We start from the raw sequence: 25718 nt of genomic DNA, 5'->3' as shown, positions 1-25718 counted from the left end.
GGTGTCCACCGACAAGGTCGACACCGAGATCCCGTCGCCGGTGGCCGGCACCGTGCTGGAGATCACCGCCGCCGAGGACGACACCGTCGAGGTCGGCGGCCAGCTCGCGGTCGTCGGTTCCGGTTCGCCCGCCCCGGCCAAGCAGGAGCCAAAGCCAGAACCCAAGCCGGCCCCCGCGCCAGAACCGGCACCGGAGCCGAAGGCCGCCGCGCCCGCGCCGAAGCAGGAGCCAGCCAAGCCCCAGCCAGCGCCCAAGTCAGCGCCCAGGCAGGAAGCGCCGAAGCCGGCCGCGCCCGCCCCCAGCGGCGACACCCCGTACGTCACCCCGCTGGTGCGCAAGCTGGCCACCGAACACGGCGTGGACCTGTCCACGATCAAGGGTTCCGGTGTCGGTGGCCGGATCCGCAAGCAGGACGTGCTCGCCGCGGCCGAGGCCGCCAAGCAGGCCGCCGCGCCGCCAGCCAAGGCCGCCCCCGCGCCGGCCGCCCCCCGGGCGCAGAGCGCGCAGGCGCCGCAGGCCGACCTGCGCGGCAAGACCGAGAAGATGAGCAGGCTGCGCCAGACGGTCTCCCGCCGGATGGTCGAGTCGCTGCAGACCGCCGCACAGCTCACCCAGGTGGTCGAGGTCGACGTGACCAGGATCGCCAAGCTGCGCACGCGGGCGAAGGCGACGTTCGAACAGCGCGAGGGCGTGAAGCTGACGTTCCTGCCGTTCTTCGCCAAGGCGACGGTCGAGGCACTCAAGGTGCACCCGAAGCTGAACGCGTCGATCAACGACGAGACCAAGGAGGTGACCTACCACGCCGCCGAGCACCTCGGCATCGCGGTGGACACCAGCCGTGGGCTGCTCTCGCCGGCCATCCACAACTCCGGTGACCTGAACGTCGCCGGCCTGGCCCACAAGATCGCCGACCTGGCCGAGCGGACGCGGGCGAACAAGGTCACCCCGGACGAGCTGTTCGGCGCCACGTTCACGCTGACCAACCTCGGCAGCCAGGGCGCGCTGTTCGACACCCCGATCATCCCGCAGCCCCAGGTCGGCATCCTGGGCATCGGGCTGATCGTCAAGCGCCCGGTCGTGGTGACCGACGCCGACGGCAACGACACGATCGCCGTGCGGTCGATGGCCTACCTCGCGCTGACCTACGACCACCGCCTGGTGGACGGGGCCGACGCCGGCCGGTTCCTCACCACGATCAAGACCCGCCTGCAGGAGGGCAACTTCGAGGGCGACCTGGGTCTGTAGATGCGTGTCGTGGTCGCCGGCTCGTCCGGCCTCATCGGGACGGCGCTGGTCGCCGCGCTCGGCACGGCGGGCCACGAGGTGATCAGGCTCGTCCGGCGCCGCGCGACGGCGCCGGACGAGCGGACCTGGGACCCGCCGGCCGGCACGGTCGACGCCGGCGCGCTGGTGGGGGCGGGCGCGGTGGTCAACCTGTGCGGCGCCCCCATCGGCGGCCGCCGCTGGAGCCACGCCCGCAAGCAGGTGCTGCTCAACAGCCGGGTGGAGCCGACCGAGGTGCTGGCCGCGGCGGTCGCCGAGCACGGCGTCCCGGTCATGGTCAACGCCTCGGCGGTCGGCTACTACGGCGACGGCGGCGACCGGGTGCTCGACGAGTCGGCCGCCAGCGGCCATGGCTTCCTGGCCGGCCTGTGCACCGACTGGGAGGCCGCGACCCAGCGGGCCGAGGACGGCGGCGCGCGCGTGGTCCGGCTGCGCACCGGGCACGTGCTGTCGCGCCACGGCGGGCTGCTCGGCATGCTCCGGCCGCTGTTCTGGCTGGCGCTGGGCGGGCGGCTCGGCGACGGCCGCCAGTACATGCCCTGGCTCACCCTGACCGACCACATCGCGGTGATCCGCTTCGCGCTGACACACGCGGACCTGTCCGGCTCGGTCAACTCCTGCTCCCCGCACCCGGTCACCAACACCGAGTTCACCCGCGCGCTCGGCCAGGCGGTCGGCCGGCCGGCGCCGTGGTTCGTGCCGCGCACCGCGCTGCGGCTGGCCGTCGGCGACGACGACGGGGAGATCCTCTACAGCCAGCGGACCGTGCCAAGGGCGCTGACCGACGCCGGGTTCGTCTTCGGCCACCCCCGGATCGACAACGCGCTGGCGGCCGCCCTGCGGGACTGACACCGCGGGCCCCTGGCTCAAGACCAAATCGACGCCCACGGCGTAGGGTCGGGAACTGTGGCTCAACCCTCCTGCCGCGCGTCCAGCGCCCCCGTAGCCGTCCGTGATCTCGGCACGATCGACTACCAGGAAGCGTGGGACCTGCAACGCGACCTGGCCAACACCCGCGCGTCGTCGACCACGGCCGCGGACACCCTGCTGCTGCTGGAGCACCCCTCGGTGTACACCGCCGGCAAGCGCACCGACCCCGCCGAGCGCCCGGACGACGGCACCCCGGTGATCGACGTCGACCGCGGCGGCAAGATCACCTGGCACGGGCCGGGCCAACTGGTCGGCTACCCGATCGTCAAGCTGGCCGACCCGGTGGACGTGGTCGCGTTCGTGCGCAGGCTGGAGCAGGCACTGATCGCGGTGTGCGACGACCTTGGCCTGACCACCGGCCGGGTCGAGGGCCGCAGCGGGGTCTGGCTGCCGGCCGACCATCGCCAGGAACGCAAGATCGCCGCCATCGGCATCCGGGTGCAGGGCGGGGTCACCATGCACGGCTTCGAGCTCAACTGCGACACCGACCTGGCCGCGTTCGAGCGGATCATCCCGTGCGGCATCAGCGACGCGGGCGTGACGTCGCTGTCACTCGAGCTCGGCCGGCAGGTCACCGTCGACGAGGTGCGGCCATTGGCGCGACGCCACGTGCTGGCCGCCCTCGACGGCACGCTGCCGGTGGCCGACCGCTGGCTGCCGCGCTGGACCCCGGCCAGCGCGGGCGTCGACTTCCAGCTGGCCCAGCACCGCTGAGCGCTACCAGGTGATGGCCGCGTGGATCCGGACCGGGTGCGCGGGCAGGCCGTCGGTCGCGCCGTCCTTGATGCCGGCGGCCACGATCCGGTCCAGGGTGTCCATGCCGTGCACGACCTCGCCGAGCACGGTGTAGGCGGGCGCGATGTTGGCGTGGGAGTGCACGAAGAAGAACTGACTTCCGTTGGTGTCGGGCCCCTGGTTGCCCATGGCCACGGTGCCGCGCGGGTAGGTCTCCTGCCCGGTCACCTCGTCGGCGAACCGGTACCCCGGCCCGCCGACCTCCACCTCGACGATGTCGCCGCACTGCAGTACGCCGAGGCGCTCGCTGTTGGTCAGCCGCCAGCACTGCGTGTGGTTGTAGAACTGGTTGCGCACCAGGTGGGTGAAGTTGTGCACGGCGCACGGCGCGTTCGCCCGGTCCAGCTCGACGACCACGACCCCGTAGTTGGTCGCCAGCACCGAGGTCGCCGTGCCCCGCGTGGACGCCCGGGGGCTCGGTGGGTCGACCGGCTTGGCCGCCGGCTTGTCCGGGGTGGGGATGAACTCGCAGCGCGCGCTCGGCCGGTCGCCGCCACCGGGCGCGGCGGCGGCCACGGGGGCGACCACGGGCGTGACCCCGATGACGGCGGCGACGACGGCGGTGACGACGGCGGTGATGGCGGCGGTGAGGCGGCGCGTTGGGCTCATGCACGGCACGCTATCGCCGAGTCGCCGGGCGTCAAGCCCCGATCATGGTCCGGCGGTGCTGCTGGCGGCGTTGCGGCGCATGCCGTTCATCACCGCGACGATGGTCCTGGTCACCTCGGCCGCGGTGGCCTTCGGATCGGCTGAGCCGGCGATCGTCACCGCGCCGGCCGACAGCGCGCCGAACAGTATCCGCGCGGTCACCTCCACCGGCAGCGGCTCGAACTCACCCGCGGTGACCAGGGCGTCCACGCTGGCCCGCACCAGGCCGTAGCTGAAGTGCTCCTCGGCCTCGCGCCACCGCTCCCAGCCCATCACGACCGGACCCTCGTGGATCACGACCCGCTGGTAGGACGGTTCGAGGCAGACCCGGACATAGGCCTGCACGCCGGCCATGGCCCGCTCCCACGCGCTCCCGTCGCCGACCACGACCGCGGTCAGCCGGTCCATGGCGGCGGTCTCCACGAGGTCGAAAACCGCCTCGAACAACGCCTGTTTGCCGTTGAAATGGTGATACAGGGCGCCCTTCGTGACCCGCGCGCGTTTCACGATCGCGTCCAGCGAGGTGCCGGCGTAACCGCGCTTGGTGAACAGCTCCAGCCCGGATTCGACCAGCGCGTGCCGGGTGGACTCGGTGTAGTCGACTCGTCTGGACCTCATTGTCACCACGGTCACACCGTACGACAAATCCCGGCGACATACCGGTGGTATGTTGAACTCGGAAGACATACCACTGGTATGTAGAAAACTGCCGGTACATCAAGGGGGTTCGGGATGAGTTGGCAGGACTACTACCGGCGCAGAGACGCCCTCGACCGGGTCATCGCCGACGGCCTCGGCGTGCCCGCCGGGTTCACCGACGAACACGAGGTCCTCCGCGCACTGCACCACCGCTGGACGCTGCGCCTGGCCGGCCGGGTCGAACTGGCCATCGAGACCATCGCCCGCGACCAGGACCTCGACCCGGTCGACGCGCTGCGCGACGCCTGGCAGGCCACCGTCGACCACGACCCGGCGCTGCGCGGGCTGCTCGACGAGCACGCCGACCACCCCGCGCTCCGGCAGGCCAACGCCGCCCAGCAGGCGATGCTCGCGCGGGCCGCCGGCCTCACCGGCCCGGCCGACGACACCGGCACCCAGGCCGCCATCGGCGCGGCCTTCCTCGCCCTGGTCCGCACCTCACCCCGCCGCCTGGCCTCCTCCGCCTGATGCCCTGAATGGGTCATTGGGGACGTTGAGCGTCCCGAATGACCCATTCAGGGCGTGCCGGAACGCGGCGTCAGAACGGGATGCCGTGTTCGAGGTAGGACGTGGTGCCCTCCGCGCGTGCGGTCAGCGCCGCGCGCACCCGGCGGGCCAGCCGAGGGATGAGCCGCGACTCGACCTCCGCCTGCGCGATCAGCGCATAGGAGGCCAGCTCCGCCGCCGGCAACGAGATCCCGGCGAGCTGGGCCGGGCTGAGGGTGCCGCCGTCGAAGACGAACAGCACCCGGTCGCCCAGGGTCGGATCCGGTGCCCAGTCGGCCACCAGCAGCCGTCCCAACCTGACGGTCAGCCCAAGCTCCTCCGCGATCTCGCGCACGCACGCCTGGCTCGGGGTCTCCCCGGCCTCCAACATCCCACCGGGGATCTCCCAGTGGTCCTTGTAGGTCGGCTCCACGATCAGCACCCGGCCGGTGCCGTCGAGGAACAGTGCCCCCGCCGCGCTCTGTGCCATTACCCGGTCGCACTCCAGAAGATGCCGTTGGCCACCTGGGCGAACAGTCCCTTCGGATGCGCGCGGAACATCGGCTCGGTGCCGAACATCAGCACCCGCGCCCCGCGCTGCGCGGTCCCGGACACCACCGCCGGTTGACCAGCGGCGTCGGCCGGCCCACCGGTGCCCTCCCCGGTGGGGATCCAGTGGCCGGCGACCAGCGGGTTGCCGGTGGCGTAGCGCTGCTCGACGGTGACCGAGGAGCCAAGACCGGTGAACCACTGCGGCGCGTACACGAACGACGTCGACGGCGCCCCGGCGAGCACCGGCCCGTTCGACACCCGCACGATGCCGTTCGCGTCGCCTCGGCCGGGCACCGAGGTCACCGGCAGCAGACCGGCGTCGGCGTTGAACCGCGACCCCGTGGTGCCTCTGGTGATCACGCCGCCGCGGCCGAACAGCTCCTCGACCTCGGCGCGGGCCGCCGGCACAAGCTGGTCGAACCGCAGACCGGACGACACCACCAGCACGTCCACCCTGGACAGGTCGAACCCGTCGTTGAGCACCGAGGTGGACACCGGTCGCACGTCGAAACCCATCTCCCGCAACACGAACAGCTCGTCGGCGGCGACCGCGGCGGCCACCGTCAGCCGGTGCAGCACCGCGCCCCGCTCGCCCGCCGGCGCCGGCGTGAACCGCGCGCCGTAGCGGTCGGCGACCTGGCTGGCGGCCACGCGCGCCGACGCCGGCACGACCACCGAGCCGTCGGCCAGGCGGCGCAGCTCGATACCCCGGCCGAGCAGATCGTTGACCGCGCCGGCGTCCTTGCCGTCGCGGACGCTGATCGCGAGGTCCAGCCCCGGCGCGACGTCCACCCCGCCGGTCGGCGCGGCGACTGTGACCGGCCTGGTCGGCACGCGCAGCGCACCGTCGCGCACGATGTCGACCGACGCGCCCCACAGCAGCCGGTGGCTCCAGCCGGCGATGTCGTACATCACCGGCACGTCGGCGGACAGGTCCTTGCCGGCCTCCAGCATCGCGTTCGCCAGCCCGCGCTTGGGTTGACGCAGGTCGACCAGGTACGAGCCGGCCGGGTAGTGCCGCCCGGCGAGCGCGAAGCCCTTCGTGGCCTGCCGCACCCGCACGTCGTGGGCCACCAGCAGGTCGACCAGTCGTGCCGCCGCGACCGCCGAGCGCTGGCTCGCACCCGCCGGGATCACGTAGGCCCTGGGGAACTCCGTGGTGTAGCGGTCCTCTGGGCCGAAGCCCGGCACGAAGTCGTCCGGCAGCTCGCGCAGCGGCTCACCGGCCGCACCGCGCCGGAACAGCTCGATCTGGTTGTCCACCAGGTCGTCCCGGTGACGGGCCACGTAGTCCAGGGTGGCCGTCATGGACGCCTCGGACACGTCGGTGTTGATCGCCGCGCGCCTGCGCAGCTCCTCGACCGGCTCGGTGTCGTAGGCGTCGTTGTTGACCCGCAGCGGGATCTCCACGGTGTAGGAGACCGCGCCGTGGTACATCGCGTACTGCGCGGTGAAGATCGGCGGCCAGCCGTCCCACTCGCCCGGCGGCAGGTCGCGGAAGGGCACCACGACGTCCTGCGCCTCCGGGTAGCCCAGTGCCTGGACCGCCTGCTCCATGCCAAGACCGTTGGCCAGGCCGTGCTCGATGTACAGGTCGAAGTCGTAGTTCTGCCCGTGCGGCGGGGTGGTCGGCTCGATCAGCGTGCCGTCGACGTAGCCGTGCTCGTCGAGCATCATCACCGGCTGGGTGTCGATGATCATGTCGCGCATCGCCTGGTTCTCCGGCTGGGAGTTGGTGACGAAGTCGCGGTTCATGTCGAAGCCGTTGGCGTTGGCGCGGGTGCCGGCCACCCGGCCGTCGGGGTTCGCGGTGACGTTGAAGTAGATCCGGTGCTCGGCGAGCAGCCGGCGCACCGCCGGGTCCCGCGAGGTCGCCAGGTGCTCGATCAGGCGCAGCGCCGCGTCGGTGCCCTCCCACTCGTTGCCGTGGATGTTGTTGTTGATCCACACCGGCGCCTTGTAGTCGCGGGCCAGGTCCCGGTCGCGGGCGGCGCGCACCGGGTCGTTCTCGATCAGCTCCCGCCACCGGTCCTGCTGGCGGGTCTGCGCGGCGCGCTCGGGCGCGGTGAGGGTGACCTGGTAGAGGTCGCGGCCGAGACCGGACTGGCCGACCACCTCGACCGAGACCCGGTCGCTGACCGTCTGCAACTCGTTGAGCCGGGGCGCGATCGCGTGGTACGGCGTGAGCCCGAGCTTGATCGACTTGTCCGACGGGTCGTCGGGGTAGACCCGTAATCGGGTCTGGCGCGGGTAGCCGTGCGCGACCCCGGCGATGTTCTCCCCGGTCGGGGCGCGCATGGCCCGTGGGGCCTGGTCGAGCGCGGCGACGGTGTTGCGGTCGGCGCCGTTGGCCGGCGCCTCCCGGGGGACGCGGGGCCCCTGGTCGGGTTCGTCGGGGGCGGCCAGCGCCGGGGACAGTCCAGTGGTCAGTCCGGTGATCGTGGTCACAGCCGCCAGGCCTGCGGTCATGGCGGCGAGCCGGAGACGTCTTCGGGGATGGTTACGCACGGGATTCCCTCCACTCCTCGCGGGGCAGGTGCTGCCTATCGGGCCTGCCAGCGCGCGTCAAGAGCGGCGTAGCCTGACCACGTGACCATTGCTCCGGAGGGACGAAAGCTGCTGCGTCTCGAGGTACGCAACAGCCAGACCCCGATCGAGAAGAAGCCGTCGTGGATCAAGACCCGGGCGAAGATGGGTCCCGAGTACCGGGAGCTGAAGGGTCTGGTCCGGCGGGAGGGCCTGCACACCGTCTGTGAGGAGGCGGGCTGTCCCAACATCTACGAGTGCTGGGAGGACCGCGAGGCCACCTTCCTCATCGGTGGCGAGCAGTGCACGCGTCGGTGTGACTTCTGCCTGATCGACACCGGCAAGCCGGCCGAGCTCGACCGCACCGAGCCGCGCAAGGTCGCCGAGTCGGTGCAGGCGATGGGCCTGCGGTACGCGACGGTCACCGGCGTTGCCCGCGACGACCTCGCCGACGGCGGCGCGTGGCTCTACGCCGAGACGGTGCGCCAGATCCACACGCTCAACCCGGGCACCGGGGTCGAGCTGCTGATCCCGGACTTCAACGCCGACCCCGACCAGCTGGCCGAGGTGTTCGGCACCCGGCCGCAGGTGTTGGCGCACAACGTGGAGACCGTGCCTCGGCTGTTCAAGAGCATCCGCCCGGCGTTCCGCTACGAGCGCTCGCTCGAGGTGATCACCGAGGCGCGGAAGTTCGGCCTGGTCACGAAGTCCAACCTGATCCTGGGCATGGGCGAGACCGAGGACGAGGTCACCGGGGCGCTCGGCGACCTGCACGAGGCGGGCTGCGACATCATCACGATCACCCAGTACCTGCGGCCGTCGCCGCGCCACCACCCGGTCGACCGGTGGGCCAAGCCCGAGGAGTTCCTGCGGCACAAGGAGACCGCCGAGCGGATCGGCTTCGCCGGCGTGATGGCCGGACCGCTGGTGCGCTCCTCCTACCGCGCGGGCCGGCTGTACGCGCAGGCGATCGCGCATCGCGGCGAGCAGGTGCCCGAGGCGCTGCGCCACCTGGCGGAGGCGGGCCCGGCGAGCCAGGAGATCAGCTCACTTCTCAGCCGTCAGTAGGATCCCGCGAATCAACTCCTGGGTGGACGTCCGGGGGAACCCTGATGTGTCACGGTTGGTCCAACTGCCAGACTGCGTGGCATCCGGGGTAGTGGTTCGAGGGGAGTCCGTTCGTGGCGTTGCTGACTGACGTTCTGGAGTGGTTGCAGGCGCTGCCGCAACCGGCACTGGTCGGCGCGACCGGCGCGCTGGTCTTCGCCGAGTGCACGATCGGCCTCGGCTTCATCGCCCCCGGCGAGGGTGGCCTGCTGATCGCGGCCACCACGGTCGACTCGGTGTCCCGGTTCGTCGTGCTGTGGCTGGTGGTCACGGTGTGCGCCGGCCTCGGCGACTCGATCGGCTACTACATCGGCAAACGGTTCGGCCCGCAGCTGCGGGAGACCAAGCTCATCCAGAAGTACGGCGTCGATGGCTGGGACAAGGCGACCGACATCCTGCGCCGCCGGGGCGCGTGGGCGGTGTTCTTCGCCAGGTTCCTGCCGGTGGTCCGCACGCTGACCCCCGCGGCGGCCGGCACGTCCGGGCTGCCGTACCGCAAGTTCCTGCCCGCGGTGGTCGCCGGGGCCATGCTCTGGTCGGCGACGCACATCGCGATCGGGGCCGCGCTCGGTGAGGCCGCGAAGCGGATCGAGGGCGTGATCAGCACCGGCGGCATGATCGTGGTCGGCGGGCTGGCGTTGGCGCTGGTGATCACCGTGATCGTCCGCAAGCGCCGCAAGGCCAAGGAGGTCCCGGTGGTGGTGGTCCCGGCCGAGCGCAGCATCTCCCCCGACTCCCCGGACGACCTGGAACCGGCCAACAAGGCCTGACAGCCGGCGCAACCCAGAAGTCAATACTGTATGCGATAAGCGGGATCTATCAGCACATCACGAACTTTGCTTTGACCTGTGGTACCACAGAACGAGACAGTTGTTGGATGACGACGGATGTCTCTGACCTGGCAACGGTGCGGGTCGAGCGGGTGCGTGCCATCGCCTCCCGGATGCGGGACCTGCGTGGTGCGCTGTTGCCGATCCTGCACGCGGTGCAGGCCGACCTCGGGCACATCGACACCCTGGACCTGCCGGTGATCGCCGACGTGCTCAACCTGTCGGTGGCCGAGGTGCACGGCGTGGTCACGTTCTACCGCGACTTCCGACGATCCCCCGCCGGCCGGGTCACCGTGCGGATCTGTCGTGCCGAGGCGTGTCAGTCGGTCGGCGCGGACGCCCTCGCCGACCACGCCACCCGGCGGCTGCGCGTCGGCTTCGGCGAGACCACCGCCGACGGCGCGGTCACCCTCGACGAGGTCTTCTGCCTCGGCAACTGCGCCCTCGGCCCCGCCGTACAGGTGGGCGACCGGGTACACGGCCGCGTCAGCCACCCCCGCTTCGACGCCCTCCTCGCGGAGGTCACGCCATGACCGTCCAGGTGTTTGTCCCACGGGACACGGCGGCCAGGTCGGTGGGCGCGGACGAGGTCGCCGAGCGCGTCCGGGCCGCGACCGGACCGGACGTCGAGGTCGTGCGCACCGGCTCGCGGGGCATGCTCTGGCTGGAGCCGCTGGTCGAGGTCCAGACCCCGGCCGGCCGGGTGGGCTACGGCCCGGTCGCGCCGGAGGACGTCGACGGCCTGGTCGCGGCCGGCCTGATCGACGGGCGCGGCGAGAGCCTCGGGCTGGTCGAGGACCTGCCGTGGCTGCGCCGCCAGCACCGGGTGACCTTCGCCCGCGTCGGGGTCGTCGACCCGCGCTCGGCGGCCGACTACGAGGCCAACGGCGGCATCGCCGGGCTGCGGGCCGCCCTCGCGAAGTCGCCGGCCGAGGTGGTCGAGGAGGTCGTCGAGTCCGGGCTGCGCGGCCGGGGCGGCGCCGGCTTCCCGACCGGCATCAAGTGGCGCACCGTGGCCGGCGCCAAGGCGGACCTGAAGTTCGTCTGCTGCAACGCCGACGAGGGCGACTCCGGCACGTTCGCCGACCGGATGCTGCTGGAGGGCGACCCGTTCACCCTCATCGAGGGCATGACGATCGCCGCCTACGCGGTCGGCGCCCGCGAGGGCTACGTCTACCTGCGGTCGGAGTACCCGGACGCGGTCGAGGCGCTCGAGGCGGCCATCGCCGCCGCCAGGGAGCGCGGCTGGCTCGGCGAACACGTCCTCGGCTCCGCGCTGTCCTTCGACCTGCACGTGCGGGTGGGCGCCGGCGCCTACATCTGCGGCGAGGAAACCTCCATGCTGGAGAGCCTCGAGGGCAAGCGCGGCGTGGTGCGCGCCAAGCCGCCGATCCCCGCGCTCGAGGGCCTGTTCGGCCGCCCGACCGTGGTGAACAACGTGCTCTCGCTGGCCTCGGTGCCCGCGATCCTGGCCGGCGGCGCGGCCGCCTACGCCGCCATGGGCACCGGCCGGTCCCGGGGCACCAGCGTCTTCCAGCTCGGCGGCAACGTCGCCCGCGGCGGGATCGTGGAGACGCCGTTCGGCATCACGCTCGGCGAGTTGGTCAACGACCTCGGCGGCGGCACGGCCTCTGGCCGCCCGGTGCGCGCCATGCAGGTCGGCGGGCCGCTCGGGGCCTACGTCCCGGCCAGCCAACTGGACCTGTCGATGGACTACGAGTCCTTCGCCGAGGCGGGCGCGATGCTCGGCCACGGCGGCGTGGTCGTCTTCGACGACACCGTGGACATGGCCGCGATGGCCAGGTTCGCGTTCTCCTTCTGCGCGGAGGAGTCGTGCGGCAAGTGCACGCCCTGCCGCGTCGGCGCCGTGCGCGGCGTCGAGACGATCGACCGCATCCGCACCGGCCAGGACCGCGAGCGCAACCTCGTCCTGCTCGACGACCTGTGTGAGCTGATGACCGACGGGTCGCTGTGCGCCATGGGCGGGCTCACCCCCATGCCCGTGCGCAGCGCGGTCCGCCACTTCGCCGAGGACTTCCAGGCGTCCACCACCACCAACGGGGAAACACCATGAGTCTGCTCAAGGAACCCGATTTCGGCACCCCCGCGCGCGACGGCGCGGCCACCGTCGAGCTGACCATCGACGGCATCCCGGTGACCGTGCCACCCGGCACGTCGGTGATGCGGGCGGCCAAGCAGGCCGGCGTGGACGTGCCGAAGCTGTGCGCCACCGACAGCCTGGAGGCCTTCGGCTCGTGCCGGCTGTGTGTCGTGGAGATCGACGGAGCAAGGGGCACGCCGGCGTCCTGTACGACCCCGGTCGCCCCCGGCATGGCCGTGACCACCCAGACCGAGAGGCTCGGCCGGCTGCGCCGGGGGGTGATGGAGCTCTACATCTCCGACCACCCGCTGGACTGTCTGACCTGCTCGGCCAACGGCGACTGCGAGCTGCAGGACATGGCGGGGGTCACCGGCCTGCGGGAGGTGCGCTACGGCTCCGGTGTGGACGCCGGCGCCAACCACCTGGACGCGCCAAAGGACACCTCCAACCCGTACTTCGACTTCGACGCGTCCAAGTGCATCGTGTGCTCCCGCTGCGTGCGGGCCTGTGACGAGGTGCAGGGCACGTTCGCGCTGACCATCGACGGCCGTGGCTTCGACTCGAAGGTCGCCGCGGGCGCCGGGGTGCCGTTCATGGAGTCGGACTGCGTGTCCTGCGGCGCGTGCGTACAGGCCTGCCCGACGGCGACCCTGCAGGAGAAGTCGGTCGTCGAGCTGGGCATGCCGACCCGCAGCGTGCTGACCACGTGCGCCTACTGCGGGGTCGGCTGCTCGTTCAAGGCCGAGCTGCGCGGCACCGAGCTGGTCCGGATGGTCCCGTACAAGGACGGCGGCGCCAACGAGGGCCACTCCTGCGTCAAGGGCCGGTTCGCGTTCGGCTACACCAGCCACCCCGACCGGGTGCTCGCCCCGATGGTCCGGGACTCGATCGCCGACGAGTGGCGCGAGGTCTCCTGGGAGGAGGCGATCGGGTTCACCGCGCGCAGGCTGCGCGAGATCCAGGCCGCGCACGGCACCGGCTCGATCGGCGCGATCACCTCGTCGCGCACCACGAACGAGGAGGTCTACGTCGTCCAGAAGATGGTGCGCGCCGTCTTCGGCAACAACAACGTCGACACCTGCGCCAGGGTCTGCCACTCGCCGACCGGCTACGGGCTCAAGCAGACCTTCGGCACCTCGGCCGGCACGCAGGACTTCAAGTCGGTGGCCAAGGCCGACGTGATCCTGGTGATCGGCGCGAACCCGACCGACGCGCACCCGGTGTTCGCCTCGCGGATGAAGCGCAGGCTGCGCGAGGGCGCCAAGCTGATCGTCATCGACCCCCGGCGGATCGGCCTGGTGCGCTCCCCGCACGTCGAGGCCGCCCACCACCTCCAGCTCGCGCCGGGCACCAACGTCGCGGTGGTGAACGCCTTCTCCCACGTGGTGGTCACCGAAGGGCTGGTGGACGAGGAGTTCGTCGCGCAGCGCTGCGAGGGGTTCGCGGAGTGGGCGGAGTTCATCGCCCGCCCCGAGCACAGCCCGGAGCAGGTCGAGGAGATCACCGGCGTCCCGGCGCGGGAGCTGCGCGCGGCCGCCCGGCTCTACGCGACCGGCGGCAACGGCGCCATCTACTACGGCCTCGGCGTCACCGAGCACAGCCAGGGCTCCACCATGGTCATGGGCATGGCCAACCTCGCGATGGTCACCGGCAACATCGGCCGCGACGGTGTCGGGGTGAACCCGCTGCGCGGCCAGAACAACGTGCAGGGCTCGTGTGACATGGGCTCGTTCCCGCACGAGCTGCCCGGCTACCGCCACGTCGGCGACGACGACGTGCGCGGCATCTACGAGCACCTGTGGGGCGTTGACCTGCAGGACGAGCCGGGGCTGCGCATCCCGAACATGTTCGACGCCGCGGTCGACGGCTCGTTCCGGGCGCTGGTGGTGCAGGGCGAGGACATCGCCCAGTCCGACCCCAACACCCAGCACGTGCACACCGCGCTGGCCGCGCTGGACCTGCTCGTGGTGCAGGACCTGTTCGTCAACGAGACGGCGAAGTTCGCGCACGTGCTGCTGCCCGGCACCTCGTTCCTGGAGAAGGACGGCACGTTCACCAACGCCGAGCGGCGGATCAATCGGGTGCGTCCGGTGATGGCGCCGCGCACCGGCAAGCACGAGTGGCAGATCATCTGCGAGCTGTCCCAGGCGATGGGCTACCCGATGCACTACGAGTCGTCCGCCCAGATCATGGACGAGATCGCGCTCACCACGCCGACCTTCGCCGGGGTGTCCTTCGCCCACCTCGACCGGGTCGGCAGCGTGCAGTGGCCGTGCAACGAGGCGGCCCCGGACGGCACGCCGATCATGCACAAGGACGGTTTCGTGCGCGGCAAGGGCCGGTTCGTCGAGACGGTCTACGTGCCCACCCGCGAGCGCAGCACCCGCAAGTTCCCGCTGATCCTGACCACCGGGCGCATCCTGAGCCAGTACAACGTCGGCGCGCAGACCCGGCGCACGGCGAACGTGTCCTGGCACCCGGAGGACCTGCTGGAGCTGCACCCGCACGACGCCGAGGTGCGTGGCATCGCCGACGGCGACCTGGTCGCGCTGTCCAGCCGGGTCGGCCGGACCACGCTGCGGGCGGTGTTGTCCGACCGGATGCCGGTCGGCGTCTGCTACACGACCTTCCACCACCCGGTGACCGGAGCCAACGTGATCACCACCGAGAACTCGGACTGGGCGACCAACTGCCCGGAGTACAAGGTGACCGCCGTGCAGGTGGCGCTGACCGCCGAACAGGCCGCGGTGCGCGACGATCTGGCCAGGCGCCCGGTCGCGGCCGAGAGCGCCCGACCGTGACCGGGGTGCCCCCGCACGTGCGGCTGGCCAACGAGATCGCCGACCAGTTCCAGCACCACGCCCCGGACCAGGCGGCCACCGAGATCGCCACCCACCTGCGCTCGTTCTGGGACCCGAGGATGCGCGCGGCGCTGCTGGCGCACGTGGACGCGGGCGGCGACGGGCTGGACAAGCTGGCCGTGCTGGCAACGGAACGCCTGCGGCCATGGGCAGGCTGATCGCCAGGAAGCCGATCCTGCGGCTCACCCCCGACGGGCAGGTCCGGCGCCCGGACTCGCTGGCCGTCGAGGAGCCGCTGGAGCTGCGGGTCGGTGGGCGGGCGCTGGCCGTGACCATGCGCACGCCGGGGCACGACGTGGAGCTGGCACACGGCTTCCTGCTCACCGAGGGCGTGCTCGGGTCGGCGGCCGACGTGCGCACCGCGCGCTTCTGCGGCCCGCGCGACCAGGACACCCCCAACACCTACAACGTGCTGGACGTCAGCCTCTCGCCCGGCGTGCCGGCGCCGGCGACCGGGGTGGAGCGCAACTTCTACACCACGTCGTCGTGCGGCGTGTGCGGCAAGGCGTCGCTGGACGCGGTGCGCCTGGCCACCCGCCACTCGCCGAGCGCGGACCCGCTGCGCGTGGCCGCCGCCGTGCTCGGCACGTTGCCCGACGTGCTGCGCGGCCACCAGCGGGTGTTCGACCGGACCGGCGGCCTGCACGCGGCCGGCCTGTTCACCGCCGACGGCGAGGCGCTCGTGGTGCGCGAGGACGTCGGCCGGCACAACGCCGTGGACAAGGTGCTCGGCTGGGCGTTGCTGGCGGGGCGGATCCCGGCCACCGGGTGTGTGCTGGTGGTGTCCGGGCGGGCGTCCTTCGAGCTGGTGCAGAAGGCGGTGATGGCCGGCGTGCCGATGCTGGCCGCGGTGTCGGCGCCCTCGTCGCTCGCGGTCGAGCTGGCCGACGAGACCGGTCTCACGCTCGTCGGGTTCGTGCGCGGGGGCAGCATGAACATCTACACCCACACCGACCGCGTCACCACGGCCGCATGCAACCCCGCGCGACCAAGGTCCGTTAACGGGGTATGACCAAGGACATCGACCGCAAGGGTTGGCTGCAGCTCGTCGTCTTCGTCAGCGCCATCGCCGCGGTCGCCGCGGTTGTCGTGACCGCGGTGTTGATCTGGCTGCTGTGACGGGACGTTTCCCGGACACTCCCCTCCAGCATCCGGGAAACCTTCCCCGTAACGCCCGAAGCAACCCGCACGGATCACTCACGGTCACCAGCAACGCTAGACTGCGGAGGCGAATCGCCCCCAGTGTCGGTGTGCACAGTGCGCCTGGCATTCAGTCGCTCTCGGCTGCGCCAGCCGGGCGGAGAGGGCCACCTACAGGGAGCCGCCCGCGATGCCGAGCCGCGACACCGACGACGGTCAACTGCGGCTGTTGTGCCAGGCGGCGGCCGGCCAGGACGGCCTACGGCGCGTGCTCGAGCTGCTCGCCCGGCGGCTCACCGCGGAGATCGTGCTCGCGGGGCCGCCGACGGTCGAGGTCGGGTCGCCCGCCGGGCATCTTGGCCGGCTGGTCGGCGAGGACCTCGCCGATGACCTCGCCCGGGTGCGTTCCGGACACGTCGACGCCGTCGCGGTGCACGCGGGCGGGCACGACATCGCGATACTGCCCGTCGGTCCGGCGCCGACCCGGCCGGTGCTCGTGGTCGCCCGCCGGGGCCGGCTGACCGCGGCGCACCGGCGCCTGCTCGCCGCCGCGGTGGACCTGCTCTGGCTGTGCTGGCGCTCGACTGTCGCCGAGCAGCGCACCGAGCGCCTCGACGCCGCGGACGCGACGATGCGCGAGGCGGTGCTGCACCTGCTGATGGTCGGCCAGCTGTCCGGCGCCCGCCGAACAGCGGCGACCCTCCGCCCAGCGCTGCCCGATCTGGCCAGGATCTACCTCGTCGCGGGCGGCCCGGACTCCCGTGGCATGCTTTCCCTGCGGTGTAAGGAGGTGTTCGGCGACACCGCCTGGGTGGTGCCGTGTCCGGTCTACAGTGGACACGTCATCGTGATCGCCCCCGCCGCACCCGACCCGGTCGGCCTGATCAGGCAACTGACCGAGACCGCCCCGGAAACCCGGATGGGAGTCGGGCTGCAGGTGGCGCTGCGGGACATCCCGATCGGCTACAAGCAGGCGTTCCACGCGTTGACGGTGGCCAGGACCCGGTCCGCGCGGTATGCCCAGTTCTCGCCCCGCGGTGAGCTGGGTGAGCTGCTTGGCCGGGCCGGGCGGGCGTGGGCGGCGAGCACGCTCGCGCCGCTGCTGGCCTACCGGCCGGCCAGGCTACAGGACCCGGACGCCTTCGAACTGCTGGCGACCCTGTTGTCGTGGCTCGATTTCGGTGCCGGCGCGGCATCCCAGTTGAAGATCCACCGCAACACGCTGTCCGCGCGCCTGCGCCGCATCGGCGCCGAGCTACGGTGCGATCTCACCCGGTTCGCCACGCAGGCCGAGCTCTACCTGGCGCTGCAACTGATCGACGAGCGACCACACCCCGACCCGACGGCCGAGATGATCGAGTTCGACACCCTGTTCGACCGGCAGGAGATCCGGGACTGGGCCGAGACCCAGTTGTCCCCACTGCTGCCCGACAACCGGCGCACGCTGCTGACCACCGTGCACACCTGGTTCGCCAACGACCTGCGGACCACCCCCGTCGCCGCCGCGCTGGGGATTTCCGCGCAGGGCCTGCGAAAACGCCTCGCCAGGGCCGAAGAACTCCTCGGCCGAGCACTGCTGGTCGGTCCGTCGGCCAGATACACCGTGTACCACGCGTTGCGCGTGCACCACGGAATCCCGGCCCGGTAACGTGGAATCCGTGTCCATCGCCATCAGTGTTTCCGGAATTCCCGACGCCGACGCCGAGATCCGGTCGTTGCTCCGCTGGCTACAGCGCGAGGAGGACCTACCGAACCCGAGCCTGACGCCGCGGGCGACCGGCCAGGAGGACATGGGGGCGGTGAGCGACGTGTTGGTGGTGGCGTTGAGTGGCACGGGCGCGGTGCTGGCCAACTCGTTGAGCGTGTGGGTGCGCAACCGCACCACGGACCTGAAGGTCACCTTCCGGGGGAAGAAAGGCACCGTCCAGCTGGACGGAAAGCGGATCAAGGATCCGGTCGCCGTGATCGAGGCACTGCGGGAGGCGTCGGGAGAATAGCGATGGTCATGCCAGACCCCGCCCGGAGCTTCGCGTGCCTCATCGGGGTGAGCACCTACCCCGCCGACGCCGGCCTCGAGGATCTCCCCGCGGTGCCGAACAACCTCGACGCACTCCACGAGATCCTCACCGACCCGTTCATCGCGCGCTTACCGACCGACCACTGCGTGCTCATCCAGAACCCGACGAACGTGCAGGAACTGGCACTCCAGGTGGAGGCCGTGGCCACCCGGGCGACCGACATGCTCCTGGTCTACTTCGCCGGACACGGGCTCATCGATCCCTATGTTGACGGTCGCCTCTATCTGGCGACGTCGAACGCGTTGCAGGACAAGCCCCACTTCACCTCGCTTGCCTACGACGACCTGCGGCGGGCCATGCAGTCCTCGAACGCGCGGAACAAGGTGGTGGTGCTCGACTGCTGTTTCAGCGGACTGGCCCACGGGACGATGGCCGGGGCCGCGGCGCAGGTCGCCGGCCAGCTCGACATCCGGGGCAGCTGCGTGCTGACCGCCACCAGGAACAACCAGCTGGCGAAGGCACCGACCGGCGCGGTCTTCACCGCGTACACCGGCCAGTTGGTCGACATCCTCCGCAACGGCGTCACCGACGGCCCCCAGTTGATCAACGTCACGACCCTGCACGAGCAGTTGCGCTACCGGTTGCACAGCGCCGGCCTGCCGGAGCCGAGAATCAGCGGCAGTGACACCATCGGCCAGCTTTCGTTGGTGTACAACGCGTCCTGGCGAACGCGGACCGCGACCGTCCCGGTCGACGTCACGAACTTCGCCGAGGTCTACGACCTGGGCCGCCAACTGGAGACCCGAGGCGACCTGACCACCGCCGAGCTCCTCTACAAGCTGGCGGTGTCCGCCGGCAACACCGACGCGATGATCATGCTGGGCACCCACCACATGGAACGAGGAAACGCCCAACGCGCCGAACGCTGGTACCACGAGGCGGCCGAAGCCGGACTACCCAACGGAATGGCCATGTTGGGCACGTTCCACCACAACCAGGGCGCCATGGACAAAGCCGAGTCGTGGTGGCGCAAAGCGGCCGAGGCCGGCCAGTCGAGGGCAGCCGAACTCCTCGGTGGCCTGGTTGAACGACGCGGCGAGACCGACGACGCCGAGCGGTGGTACCGCGCCGCGATCGACGCCGGCCAGGTGAGTTCCATGATCAGACTCGGCGCGCTGCTGGAGCGACGCGGAGACCTGACCAACGCCGACTCCTGGTACCAACGCGCGGCGGCCGAAGGCGACGCGGCCGGCTGGACCTGTCTCAGCAGGATGTACGCCGACCAGGGCCGGCACGCCGAGGCCGAAGCCTGGCTCGCCAAGGCCATCACCGCCCGCGAACCCGACGCGATGATCAACTTCGGTGTCCGGTATCTCAAACAGAACCAGCGGACCGAGGCGATCCGCTGGTTCCGCGAAGCCGCGGAAGCCGGAAGTACCAGCGGAATGGTCCGCCTCGGGAAGGAACTCGACGACGCCACCGAGGCCGCCCGCTGGTTCCACCAGGCGGCCAAGGAAGGTGACGGCAATGGCATGGTCGCGTTGGGCACGCTGTACGAGAAGGCCGGCGAGGCCGCCACCGCGGAGAACTGGTACCGCCGAGGAATCACCGCCGGCTCCGGCGGAGGTGTGCTCGCCATGGTGAAACTCCTCATCCCCCGAGGCGACTGGGAGGAAGCCGAACGCGTGTGCCGCGCCTCCGCCAAGGCCGGCCAGGGCGAGGGCATGGCCGCGTTGGCCATCCTCCTCGAGCAGCGAGGCGATCCAGTGGAAGCCAAGCTCTGGCAGGACCGCGCCCGGACGGCCATGCCAGAGCTGAACGGCTGAACCCGCATCCGGCGCGGGCCACCGTTCGTGTCGTAGGCTCGCCACGCCGTCCGTCACCCGCTCGACGTAGGGACCCCACCATGAGTTCGCGTTTCGACCGAGTGCCACTCATCGGCACCGGTCACGATGTCGAAGGCGACATCGCCTCCTGGGTCACCTCGTCGCCGTTGCGTTCCCTGGTCGAAGAGTTCGGTGGTGGCGCGGAACTTGTCTCGTCGACGGTGACCGACCTCGCGAGCAGGTTGGCCAAGCTTGACGAGTTCACCGACAGGTGGGACACCCGCAAGGGTCTTGAGCGAAACCAGGCCGGCGAGCTCGATCTGACCGACAATCAGGCCCAACTGGTCCTGGACGCGGCGGACGCGTTCGGTTTCTCCGCGACCAGCCCGCCGCCGTACGACACCTACGACTACGTCCTCATGCTGGGCGGCTTGGTGCGTGCCTGCGTGGCTCGTCCCGCCTACGCCGCCCAGCTGATCAACAGTCGACAGGTGACCGCGCGGGCCGTTGTCGCCCTCGGCGGCCACCGCCCGTTCGTCGGCGACGAGTTCGAGTTCGCCAAGGTGTTGGGAATCCCCGAGGTCACCGAAGAGTACGAGGCGATGGACGCCGGCACCCGGCTGGCCTTCGGGCTGACAGAACCGGAGAAGGTCGAGGGCGAGACATCGGAGCTGGTGGGCGGCACGTGGGGAGTGCGGCACTACCGGACGGACACCGAACTGTCGGTCATGGTCGCGGCCGCTCCCTCGAGCGCACCGCGCGAGCGCCGGGCGAACACTCCGGACTCCTATGCCTGGTTCGCCGACTATCTCGCCGATCTGCGACCTGGCCAGCGCGTTCTCGTTGTCACGACCCAGATCTACGTCCCCGCCCAGCACGCGGGCGCCGTGCGCATGCTCCAACTGCCCTACGGGGTGGAGGTGCACACCGTCGGCACCGAGCCGACCGTCGCCGGCGCGCCGAAGCAGCAGTACTCCCCGACGAAGTATTTGCTGGAGGTCCGATCGACGGTACGCGCACTACGCGCGCTGCACGCGACCGCGGGAAGTAGCCGACTATAATCGAATAACACACTGGGGTAAAAGAACATGAACCAGTTGATGCGCATTCCCCTCGAGGGAGGCACCGACGTCTACGTCGAACTGGCAGACGATGAACCGGGGGTGCGCCGGGCATCGCGCGCCGGCGACATCATCGACACGGCCGTGGAGTCACTGGAAAAATCCTTGGGCTCGATCAGCAGGACGGTCAGCGCGGCGATCAACGAGTTGCGCAAGGTCGAACTGGACGAGGTGGAGCTTGAGTTCGGCATGCGGTTGAATGCCGAAGCCGGCGTGGTGATCGCCAAGACCGGAGCCGAGGGACACCTCCGAATCAAGCTCGTGTGGCGGCGACCCAAACAGAATACCGATGACTAGCTGGCACGTTCGCGTCCGGAGCGGCGACTTCATCCACGGTGCGGGCACCCTGGTCGGCGATCGACACATCCTGACCTGCGCCCACGTTGTCAACCAGGCTCTCGGTCGTCCCGACGGCGAACGCGAACCGCCGAACGAACCCATCGACGTGGACTTCCCCGCTGCCCGTGGCGACAGCCGCAGAACAGCGCGGGTGGCTGTCGACGCCTGGATCCCGATCGACGAGGACGGACGCGGCGATATCGCGGTCCTCACCCTGACCCAGCCCGGCCCGAACGGCGTTCGCCCGGCAAGGCTGGCGCGCGAGACAATCCGTGGCACACCGGTGCATGTACTCGGTTATCCCCGCCACCACGACCACGGAATAGAGGCCCAGGCGGTCGTCTCCGGAAGCGGCGGACCTGGCGGCGAATGGGTTCAACTGGATGCCGAACGTGCCACCGGGTACCGAATTCAGCAGGGCTTCAGCGGCGCCGGCGTGGTCGACTCGAACACCGGCGCGGTCATCGGCGTACTGATCCTGGAAGAAAAGGACGCATCCGCGAAGATCGCCTGGATGGTCCCCCTGGCCCGCATAGGGGAATACTTTTTCGATACTTCCATCGATCTGCGCCTCGTTTCCGAAACGACGTCAAAACGAACAGCGGTCAACACGTTGCCACCCGCCGTACCTGACTTCGCCGGTCGCGAAACGGAACTCGAAAAACTACGTCGAGCGATCTCCGGCAACGGCGAGACAGTGCTCGTTCCCTATATTTTCGGCATGGGCGGCGCGGGGAAGACCGCCTTGGCCGTGCGGTTCGCCCACGAACTGACTGGCCACTACCCCGATGCGCAGTTGTTCATCGACCTGCAGGCGACCACCGCCGGTCAGGAACTCGCGCCCGACGTCGCGATAGCGCGGCTGCTCCGGACACTGGGCGTGGTGCCCAACCCGCTCCCGCACAGCACCGCCGAATGGACGGAACTGTGGCGTGGCGAACTCTCCCGTCGACGGGTCGTCGTCTTGTTGGACAACGCCGCGTCCGCGGCGCAGGTCCGCCCCATGATCCCGGGTACCCACCGTTCCCTGGTGTTGATCACAAGCCGAGTCCGGCTGGCCGGCCTGGAACAGGCGACCGAGCACTACCTGGATGTCCTGCCACACCAGGACACCCGTCTCATGCTGACCCGGATCGTCGGCGCGGAACGGATCACCAAGGCCCCGGCGGCCGTGGACAGGATCGTCGTGCTGACCGGGAGACTGCCGCTGGCGGTTCGCCTGGTCGCCGCTCGACTACGAGGCCACCCGACCTGGTCACTGGCCGACGTGCTGACCGACTTGGACAACGAACACAGCCGCTTGGCGGAACTGTCCGACGACAGTGACGACGTCCGCGCCGGAGGCCTCTCGGTTCGCGCGACCTTCGACCTCTCCTACGGTCAGCTCAGCGACGAGGAGAAGCGCCAGTTCCGCAGGCTCAGCCTGCATCCCACGGCCGAGTTCGGCACGCATGCCGCCGCCGCACTGGACGGCACCGACCTACGCGTGAGTCGCCGGGTGCTGGCCCGACTCGTCAACTACAGCCTGCTCGCCGAGTTGAGCCGGGACCGATTCCGGCTGCACGACCTCGTTCGCGAGTACGCACACGAGTTGGCGATGGCGACGGAGACACCGGAGCAACGCCACCAGGCCGTCGAACGCGTCCTCGATCACTACCTCCGCTGTTCGGTCGTCGCGCACACCACCCTGCTGCCGTTCCGCGCATTGGCAGACGAGGGGGACCGGCACGCCACCACGCTGCCCGACCTCGGCACGTCCGACTCCGCGCGAGCCTGGTTCGCGCGGGAACACACCAATCTGCTCGCCTGTCCCAAGCTGGCCAGGGAACACGCGCTACCCGGCTACGGGTGGCGAATCCCGCGAGCCATGGGTCACTACCTCGGACTCCGTGCCAATGTCGAGGACGCGAGCATCGCCTTCGGTCTGGGACTCGAGGCCGCGCGGGCCGCCGGCGACCCGACGGGCCTGGCCGACATGAACATCGGCCTGGCCGACGTGCACTACGCGCAGGGCGACAACCAGCAGGCACTGTCCGAACTCACCTCGGCCTACGAGGGTCACCTCGGACAGGGCGACCGGGTGGCGGCCGGCGATGTCCTGAACCGGATGGGCCGCTCGCTTCGGGCGTTGGGCAGCGCCGACGAGGCGCGACACCATCATCAACAGGCACTGGACACGCTCACCGAGATCGGTGATCGCTACGGGCAGGCGGAGTCACACCTCTACCTCGGCATGCTCGATCGGGTCACCGGCTCGTACGACTCCGCCATGACGAACCAGGAGAAGGCGGTCGAGCTGTACCGACAGCTGCCGAGCGAGATCGGCGAGGGGAGAAGCGTCGCGGCGATCGGCATGCTCCATCGGTTGTCGGGTGACTACCGGGCCGCCATCAGGTGTTTCGACACGGCGCTGGCGCTCTACCAACGAAACCACGACCGCCGAGGCGTCGCGCACGCCCTGAACAACACCGCCTCCTCGCTGCTGCTGCTCAACGAACCGGAAGAGGCACGCACCCAGGCCGAGGAAGCCCTCGCCATCTTCCGGGAAATCGGGAACTACAGCGGCGAAGCAGACGCCTCGGTGGTGATGGGACGCGCCTGCCGGGCGACGCACTCCTTTCCCGAGTCGCGCAGGCATCTGCATCGGGCGCTGCTGTTGTCGAGGAAGATGTCCAGTCGCAGCGGGGAGGCGAACGCGCTGCTCGAGCTTTCCAGGTCACGACGAGCGGAAGGCGACGCGGCCGGCGCCCTCAACACCAGCAGGCACTCGCTGTCGCTCTACCGAAGCCTGAACAGCGCCCGCGGCACGGCGATCGCCAGCCTCGAGGTCGCCCGATGCCTCCATGCCACCCATGACCAGGAAGCCCGCGCCACCTGCGTGCAGGCACTGGAGCTCTGCGAGGAACGCGGTCTACCCGAAACAGCGGAAGCACGCGACCTGCTCGCCGCGATCGACGACACTCCGTAGTCAGCCAGTCACCAAGCCAGCCGCATGCCGTAGCGCTAAAAATAGCGCTATGGCGACTATTCAGATCCGCGACGTCCCTGACGAGGATGCCGAGGTACTGCGCAGCAGGGCAGCGGCCGCCGGCATGTCCCTCCAGGAGTACATGCGACAGCAGTTGATCATGCTGGCCCGTCGGCACCCCAAGGCCGCCACGATGGCGACGGTCCGCGAAACCCTCGCGCGCGACCCCGAGCCAGGGGCTGACGAGGACACCATCGCCGGCGCTCTTCGGGAGCTACGGGGTGAATGAGGAGTTCGTGGTCGACGCCTCGGCCATGGCCGATGCTCTGACCCGCAAGGACGCCGTCGGCATCGCCCCTCGCCAGGCGCATCGCCGAGTCGACCTGCCACGCTCCGCACCTGATCGACGCGGAGGTGGGGCACGTGCTGAGGCGCATCGAGCGCCTCGGGCAGATCACCGAGGAGAGCGCGGCGACCGGACTGTACGCACTGTCGAATCTGGTTGACGAGCGGTATCCGCACACCGGCTGGCTGGCTGCCGACGCATGGCGGCTACGGCACACGATCACCTTCTACGACGGTCTGTACGTCGCCCTCGCGGCACGTCTCGAGCTGCCGTTGCTGACCGGCGACGCCAAACTCAGCACGGCGCCGGGCCTGCCGTGCAAGATCGCGCCGGTCAACTAACCGAGCAGCTGTCCGACCACGACGGCGGAACTCCTCACCCACTGAAGGTCCTCACCCGGCTCCGTGCCCGGCGAAGGCCCCCACACGCTGAACCGTGCCGTTCGCGATGACCGTGATCAGTCGGCGACCAGCCAGTCCGACGAACGGACAGTCCGCGGGCCCCTCCCGCAAGGTCGCCGACTCGTCGCCGGGCTCGAGCCACAGCACCTTGCCCGCGCGGATCCACGGCGCGAGCCCGAAGTCGTACTGCGACACCCTCGGCCGATCCCAGGCCCAGCCACGGTTGACCCCATCTCGGTACACCGGATATGTGTTGGCACCCCAGAGGTTCACCAGCGTGACGCCTTCGGGCTTGGGGCCGAAGTAGCTGATCGTCCAACCGGTGTGCCCACCAACGCGCACCTGGGCGATCACTGCCCGTACGCCCGGGTTGTCAAGGATCCGGGGCACCACGAACGGCACGTCCGGCCCTGGGACGACCGCGAACGGCGGGTGCTCCAGGTCGTCGGCCGGCCGCAACGCACCGGTCATCGCCAACCAGCCCGGAGGCAGCGTCCGCGGCGGGCGGCGGATCGAGTTCAGGTAGTCCCAGAAACGACCGTCGAGACCGAACACGTCGATCGGCCAGCGGACCAGCTCGCCGCTGTCCGGACAACGCGCCACGACGACCTCGGGCAGCAGTGCCCGGTACCGGTGGTTGACGTCGCGGACGCGGTTGGGGTCCGGCGAGTCCCGCGCGCGCAGCCGGAAGCTCTCGGCCATCAGCCGTGCCCGCTCGGCGGCGGGGTCACCCGGCATC

General features: G+C 70.5%; 23 protein-coding genes and 1 pseudogene. 19 read left to right on the top strand and 5 right to left on the bottom strand.

Translation table 11 applies throughout. The annotated features are described in order from the left end of the window. The 3 genes from sucB to lipB form a co-directional block, all read left to right on the top strand. A partial coding sequence (gene sucB / locus ACYVIP_RS44525; RefSeq protein ID WP_460407285.1) for a 2-oxoglutarate dehydrogenase, E2 component, dihydrolipoamide succinyltransferase occupies nucleotides 1–1246 on the top strand: 1246 nt, incomplete at its 5' end. After that, nucleotides 1247–2134, top strand: a complete 888-nt coding sequence (locus ACYVIP_RS44520; RefSeq protein ID WP_460407284.1) for a TIGR01777 family oxidoreductase — start codon at nucleotides 1247–1249, stop codon at nucleotides 2132–2134. It begins immediately after the preceding gene. Nucleotides 2135–2191: 57 nt separating this feature from the next. Continuing rightward, a complete protein-coding gene (gene lipB / locus ACYVIP_RS44515) occupies nucleotides 2192–2929 on the top strand; it encodes a lipoyl(octanoyl) transferase LipB (RefSeq protein WP_460407283.1) in 738 nt (245 codons plus the stop codon). Nucleotides 2930–2932: 3 nt separating this feature from the next. On the opposite strand, the gene ACYVIP_RS44510 is transcribed toward lipB, so the two are convergent. Together ACYVIP_RS44510 and ACYVIP_RS44505 are read right to left on the bottom strand one after the other, a co-directional pair. Next, nucleotides 2933–3619 carry a peptidylprolyl isomerase gene (locus tag ACYVIP_RS44510; RefSeq protein ID WP_460407282.1) on the bottom strand — a complete coding sequence of 229 codons (687 nt, stop codon included), beginning with the start codon at nucleotides 3617–3619 and terminating at the stop codon, nucleotides 2933–2935. Nucleotides 3620–3661: 42 nt separating this feature from the next. Then, entirely contained in the window at nucleotides 3662–4276 is a 615-nt protein-coding gene (locus ACYVIP_RS44505; protein ID WP_460407281.1) for a TetR/AcrR family transcriptional regulator, read from the bottom strand. A 114-nt stretch (nucleotides 4277–4390) separates the two neighbouring features. Between ACYVIP_RS44505 and ACYVIP_RS44500 the strand changes: the two genes are divergently transcribed. After that, entirely contained in the window at nucleotides 4391–4825 is a 435-nt protein-coding gene (locus ACYVIP_RS44500; protein WP_460407280.1) for a hypothetical protein, read from the top strand. Between the two features lie 70 nt (nucleotides 4826–4895). Here the strand turns inward: ACYVIP_RS44500 and ACYVIP_RS44495 are convergent, their stop codons facing one another. Together ACYVIP_RS44495 and ACYVIP_RS44490 are read right to left on the bottom strand one after the other, a co-directional pair. After that, nucleotides 4896–5333 (bottom strand): NUDIX domain-containing protein, encoded by a 438-nt coding sequence (locus tag ACYVIP_RS44495; protein WP_460407279.1) that lies wholly within the window; start codon nucleotides 5331–5333, stop codon nucleotides 4896–4898. Next, nucleotides 5333–7864: a M14 family zinc carboxypeptidase gene (locus ACYVIP_RS44490; protein ID WP_460407277.1), complete on the bottom strand. Its 2532-nt coding sequence runs from the start codon at nucleotides 7862–7864 to the stop codon at nucleotides 5333–5335. Before ACYVIP_RS44490 ends, ACYVIP_RS44495 begins: the two co-directional genes overlap by 1 nt. 120 nt (nucleotides 7865–7984) lie before the next feature. Between ACYVIP_RS44490 and lipA the strand changes: the two genes are divergently transcribed. From lipA to ACYVIP_RS44415, 15 genes and pseudogenes are all read left to right on the top strand, one after another. After that, nucleotides 7985–8989, top strand: a complete 1005-nt coding sequence (gene lipA / locus ACYVIP_RS44485) for a lipoyl synthase (RefSeq protein ID WP_460407275.1) — start codon at nucleotides 7985–7987, stop codon at nucleotides 8987–8989. Between the two features lie 113 nt (nucleotides 8990–9102). Next, nucleotides 9103–9798, top strand: a complete 696-nt coding sequence (locus tag ACYVIP_RS44480) for a DedA family protein (protein ID WP_460407273.1) — start codon at nucleotides 9103–9105, stop codon at nucleotides 9796–9798. A gap of 107 nt (nucleotides 9799–9905) precedes the next feature. Continuing rightward, entirely contained in the window at nucleotides 9906–10391 is a 486-nt protein-coding gene (locus ACYVIP_RS44475; RefSeq protein ID WP_460407271.1) for a formate dehydrogenase subunit gamma, read from the top strand. Further along, nucleotides 10388–11932 (top strand): formate dehydrogenase beta subunit, encoded by a 1545-nt coding sequence (locus ACYVIP_RS44470; RefSeq protein ID WP_460407270.1) that lies wholly within the window; start codon nucleotides 10388–10390, stop codon nucleotides 11930–11932. Before ACYVIP_RS44475 ends, ACYVIP_RS44470 begins: the two co-directional genes overlap by 4 nt. Next, entirely contained in the window at nucleotides 11929–14760 is a 2832-nt protein-coding gene (gene fdhF, locus ACYVIP_RS44465; protein WP_460407268.1) for a formate dehydrogenase subunit alpha, read from the top strand. The genes ACYVIP_RS44470 and fdhF overlap by 4 nt, the downstream gene beginning before the upstream one ends. After that, on the top strand, nucleotides 14757–14978 hold the full coding sequence (locus tag ACYVIP_RS44460) for a formate dehydrogenase subunit delta (RefSeq protein WP_460407266.1): 222 nt from the start codon (nucleotides 14757–14759) through the stop codon (nucleotides 14976–14978). Before fdhF ends, ACYVIP_RS44460 begins: the two co-directional genes overlap by 4 nt. Then, nucleotides 14966–15832 (top strand): formate dehydrogenase accessory sulfurtransferase FdhD, encoded by an 867-nt coding sequence (fdhD, locus tag ACYVIP_RS44455; protein ID WP_460407263.1) that lies wholly within the window; start codon nucleotides 14966–14968, stop codon nucleotides 15830–15832. The genes ACYVIP_RS44460 and fdhD overlap by 13 nt, the downstream gene beginning before the upstream one ends. A 318-nt stretch (nucleotides 15833–16150) precedes the next feature. Beyond that, entirely contained in the window at nucleotides 16151–17608 is a 1458-nt protein-coding gene (locus tag ACYVIP_RS44450; protein ID WP_460407262.1) for a PucR family transcriptional regulator, read from the top strand. Nucleotides 17609–17618: 10 nt separating this feature from the next. After that, entirely contained in the window at nucleotides 17619–17957 is a 339-nt protein-coding gene (locus ACYVIP_RS44445) for an effector-associated constant component EACC1 (protein WP_460407260.1), read from the top strand. A gap of 2 nt (nucleotides 17958–17959) precedes the next feature. After that, nucleotides 17960–19804, top strand: coding sequence for a caspase, EACC1-associated type (locus tag ACYVIP_RS44440; RefSeq protein ID WP_460407259.1), 1845 nt, complete (start codon nucleotides 17960–17962; stop codon nucleotides 19802–19804). An 80-nt stretch (nucleotides 19805–19884) separates the two neighbouring features. Continuing rightward, entirely contained in the window at nucleotides 19885–20865 is a 981-nt protein-coding gene (locus ACYVIP_RS44435) for a hypothetical protein (protein WP_460407257.1), read from the top strand. A gap of 27 nt (nucleotides 20866–20892) precedes the next feature. Further along, nucleotides 20893–21222, top strand: coding sequence for a CU044_2847 family protein (locus ACYVIP_RS44430; RefSeq protein WP_460407255.1), 330 nt, complete (start codon nucleotides 20893–20895; stop codon nucleotides 21220–21222). Beyond that, nucleotides 21215–24232 (top strand): tetratricopeptide repeat protein, encoded by a 3018-nt coding sequence (locus ACYVIP_RS44425; RefSeq protein WP_460407253.1) that lies wholly within the window; start codon nucleotides 21215–21217, stop codon nucleotides 24230–24232. The genes ACYVIP_RS44430 and ACYVIP_RS44425 overlap by 8 nt, the downstream gene beginning before the upstream one ends. A 49-nt stretch (nucleotides 24233–24281) precedes the next feature. Beyond that, the gene (locus tag ACYVIP_RS44420; protein WP_460407251.1) at nucleotides 24282–24521 is read left to right on the top strand and encodes a FitA-like ribbon-helix-helix domain-containing protein; all 240 of its coding nucleotides are present in this window, start codon (nucleotides 24282–24284) and stop codon (nucleotides 24519–24521) included. A 74-nt stretch (nucleotides 24522–24595) separates the two neighbouring features. Beyond that, nucleotides 24596–24919 (top strand): annotated as a pseudogene (locus tag ACYVIP_RS44415) (type II toxin-antitoxin system VapC family toxin); the annotation flags it as partial. Nucleotides 24920–24970: 51 nt separating this feature from the next. Here the strand turns inward: ACYVIP_RS44415 and ACYVIP_RS44410 are convergent. After that, nucleotides 24971–25717 carry a hypothetical protein gene (locus ACYVIP_RS44410; protein ID WP_460407250.1) on the bottom strand — a complete coding sequence of 249 codons (747 nt, stop codon included), beginning with the start codon at nucleotides 25715–25717 and terminating at the stop codon, nucleotides 24971–24973. Nucleotide 25718 lies beyond the last annotated feature (1 nt).

Source organism: Actinophytocola sediminis (assembly GCF_054779715.1).
This window is presented reverse-complemented; position numbering and strand designations above follow the sequence as displayed.